Below are 3,789 nucleotides of genomic sequence, written 5' to 3' on the forward strand. Positions count from 1 at the left end.
GGCGCGGTGGTCACGGAAGATTCTCCGGGAGGGGGTGCACGGGGACGGCGGGCGCTGGCGGCTCCGGCGGCGCGGGAGCACCGGCCGGCGGGGGGCTCAGCGGCGACAGAGGCCGTCGTCGACGCACCACGCCGAGCACGCGAAGAGCGCGAGGCACAGCAGCGGAGCGGATGCATACATGCGTGCGAATATACGGAGGACGGCGCTCCGGGTGCCACACCGTCTCGCCATGCGGATGGCGGACGTCCGCCCACCGGAAGCGGCGCTCCGGCCCGTGCGTCCCTGGCCCCCCCCCCCCCCCGGGCCGGGGGCCCCCCCCCCGGGGGGCCCCCCCCCCCCCCCCCCCCGGGGCCCCCCCCCCCCCCCGCGCCCCCCCCCCCCGGCCCGCCGCCGCCGCCCGCCGCCCCCCGCCCCCCGCCGCCCCGCGGCGCCGGCCCCCCCCCCCCACGCCGGTGGGCCCCCGCGGCCACTGCCACGGGGGCCCACCTCGTCCCCGGGGCGACCGCCACGGGGCTCCACCTCGTGCCGTGTCCGGCTACACCGTGCGCTCCAGACGGTCCGCCATCAGCTGCACGAACCGGGAGGGGTCCTTGGGCCGGCCGCCTTCGGCGAGTACGGCGAGGGCGTGCAGCAGTTCGGCGGTCTCGGTGAGCTCCGCGCGGTCGGCCCGGTCGGTCCAGGCCCGGTTCAGGGACTTCACCAGCTGGTGCTCGGGGTTGAGTTCGAGGATCCGCTTGGCACCGGGCACCTCCTGGCCCATCGCCCGGTACATGTTCTCCAGGGCGGGCGTGAGTTCGCCCGCGTCGGAGACGACACAGGCCGGTGAGACCGTGAGGCGCGAGGAGAGGCGGACCTCCTTGACCTCCTCGGCCAGGTGCTCCGACATCCAGCCGAGCAGCCCGGCGTACTCCTCGCCCTGCTTCTCCTTCTCCTCCTCGTTCTTGTCGTCCTCGGTGCCGGAGAGGTCGATCTCGCCCTTGGCCACCGAGCGCAGCGGCTTGCCGTCGTACTCCCCCACCGCGTCGACCCAGACCTCGTCGACGGCGTCGGTCAGCAGCAGGACCTCGACGCCCTTGGCCCGGAACGCCTCCATGTGCGGGGAGTTCTCGATGGCGCCGCGGGACTCGCCCGTCAGGTAGTAGACGGCGTCCTGGCCGTCCTTCATCCGCTCCACGTAGGCGTTCAGCGCGGTCGGCGCGTCGGCGTCGTGCGTGCTCTCGAACGAGGAGGCGGCGAGGATCGCGTCCCGGTTGTCGGAGTCGGTGACCAGGCCTTCCTTCAGGACCGCGCCGAACTCCCGCCAGAAGGTGGCGTAGCGCTCGGGCGCCGACGTCCTGAGGTCCTTGACCGTGGAGAGGACCTTCTTCGTCAGACGGCGCTGGATCATGCGGATGTGGCGGTCCTGCTGCAGGATCTCGCGGGAGACGTTGAGCGAGAGGTCCTGCGCGTCGACGACGCCCTTGACGAAGCGGAGGTAGGGCGGGAGCAGTTCCTCGCAGTCGTCCATGATGAAGACGCGCTTGACGTAGAGCTGCACGCCGCGCTGGTAGCCCTGCGTGAACAGGTCGTGCGGGGCGTGCGCGGGCACGAAGAGCAGGGCCTGGTACTCGAAGGTGCCCTCGGCCTGGAGCCGGATGGTCTCCAGGGGGTCGCGCCAGTCGTGCCCGATGTGCTTGTAGAGCTCGTGGTACTCCTCGTCGGAGACCTCGTCGCGCGGGCGGGCCCACAGGGCCTTCATCGAGTTGAGCGTCTCCGCCTCACGGGCTTCGGCGGCGTCGTCCTCGCCCGGCCGGGGCAGCAGACGGACCGGCCAGGTGATGAAGTCCGAGTACTTCTTGACGATCTCCCGGATCTTCCACTCGGACGTGTAGTCGTGGAGCTGGTCGTCGGAGTCGGCCGGCTTGAGGTGCAGGGTGACGGAGGTGCCCTGCGGAGCCTCGTCGAGCCGTTCCAGGGTGTAGGTGCCCTCGCCCTTCGACGTCCAGCGGGTGCCCTGGGTCTCGCCGGCGTGCCGGGTGACGAGGGTGACCTCGTCGGCCACCATGAACCCCGAGTAGAAGCCGACGCCGAACCGGCCGATGAGCCCGTCGGCCCCGGCCGCGTCCTTGGCCTCGCGCAGTTCCTCGAGGAACTTGGCGGTGCCCGAGTTGGCGATGGTGCCGATCAGCCGGGTGACCTCCTCGTAGGACATGCCGATGCCGTTGTCGCGCACGGTGAGGGTACGGACGTCGGGGTCGGTCTCCAGCTCGATGTGCAGGTCGCTCACGTCGGCGTCGGGCGCGTCCTCCCGCAGGGAGGCCAGGCGCAGCTTGTCCAGCGCGTCGGAGGCGTTGGAGACCAGCTCGCGCAGGAAGACATCCTTGTTCGAGTAGACGGAGTGAATCATCAGCTGCAACAGCTGACGCGCCTCTACCTGGAACTCAAACGTTTCGGTCGTCATGGCTGGTGAGTACCTCACAGGTCACAGTTGGTCTGCACTGGCACCGGCAACTCTAGAACAGCGCGGACGGCCGACGGATCCGGTCGTCGCGGCTTGCGGGACCGGGCCGGTGCGCGGGGCGCGCGCCCTCAGCCGTGCAGCGAGCGGTACGCCGCCACCGCGCCGGGGTGCAGCGGCACGCTGCCCGTGCCGATGAGGCTGCGGACGTCCAGGAACTGGGCCCCGACGGCGTGCTCGGGCACGAACTCGGGGGCGCGCCGTACGAGGAGGCGGGTGAGGGCGCCGGCGATCTCGGGGTCGAGGTCGGGACGGCACACGAGCAGGTTGGAGACGCCGACGGTGGCGACACCGGCCGAGGAACGGTAGGCGCTCTGCGGCAGGGTCACCTCCTCCAGTCCCGCGGCGGCCATGCCGTCCCGGCCGCCGGCGAGGCCGGGCAGGAGGTCGGCGAGCGGGAGGAAGCGCAGGCCGGGATCGCGGTCGAGGGCGGAGAGGGTGGGCAGGGGCACGCCGCCCGCGACCAGCAGCCCGACGACGCTGCCGGAGTGCAGGGCTGCGGCCGCGTCGGCGAGGCGCAGGTGCCGTACGGGGACGTCGGTGTCCGGCGACAGGCCGGCGGCGCGCAGCAGGCGGGCGCCGAGGTGGGCCGCCCCGGAGCCGACCGCGCCGAGGGAGACGGGGTGCCCGGCCAGGTCGGCGACGCTGCGCACCGGGGCGTCGGCGCGCACGGCGAACTGGAGGTAGGTCTCGTAGACCCGGCCGATCGCCCTCAGCGGCACGGGCCGCGGGAAGACCGTGCTGCTGCCTTGGGCGGCCCGGGCGGTGTCGGTGAGGACGAGGCCGAGGTCGGCGCGGCCGTCGCGGAGGAGTTCGATGTTGGTGATGCTGCCGGCGGTGGTGCGGACGCGGCAGCGCAGCCCCGAGTGGGTCGCCTCGAGCTGAGCGGCGAGGAGCCCGCCGAAGGCGGCGTAGAAGGCGGTCGGTTCACCGCTGGCCAGCCGCAGCAGGCCGCTCGGCCCGGACCGCCCGTGGGCGAGGTCGCCCGCGAGCAGGCCGCCGAGCGCACCCGCGGCAGCCGTGCCGCACGCGGCACGCAGGACGGCACGCCGGTTCACCGGGCACCGCCCGCCGCCGGTGCACCACTCCCGAGAACGCCGGGCCACCCGCCCCGCGCCCCCGCCGCCCCGCACTGCCTCACCGAAGACCCTTCACCGCTCGACACACCACGCGCTGCCTCACCGAACACCTCCGCCGCTCGACACCCCGCACACTGCCTCACCGAACACCTCCGCCGCTCGACACCCCGCACACTGCCTCACCGAAGCCCTCCACCGCTCGACACCCCGCAC

The 3,789-nt window shown here is 73.4% G+C and carries 2 protein-coding genes; both read right to left on the minus strand.

The features are described from left to right. Window positions 1–535: 535 nt before the first annotated feature. Window positions 536–2,440: a molecular chaperone HtpG gene (htpG, locus tag HZS56_RS37490; protein ID WP_216725272.1), complete on the minus strand. Its 1,905-nt coding sequence runs from the start codon at window positions 2,438–2,440 to the stop codon at window positions 536–538. Between the two features lie 128 nt (window positions 2,441–2,568). Then, complete coding sequence (locus tag HZS56_RS37495) at window positions 2,569–3,555, minus strand: TAXI family TRAP transporter solute-binding subunit (RefSeq protein WP_216725273.1); 987 nt, start codon at window positions 3,553–3,555, stop codon at window positions 2,569–2,571. Window positions 3,556–3,789: the final 234 nt, after the last annotated feature.

Source organism: Streptomyces mayonensis (assembly GCF_018982965.1).
GTDB classification, from domain to species: Bacteria; Actinomycetota; Actinomycetes; order Streptomycetales; family Streptomycetaceae; genus Streptomyces; species Streptomyces mayonensis.

Coding starts and splice junctions, on each gene's coding strand:
- htpG (WP_216725272.1), bottom strand. CDS start 2,440: ATGACGACCGAAACGTTTGAGTTCCAGGTAGAGGCGCGTCAGCTGTTG.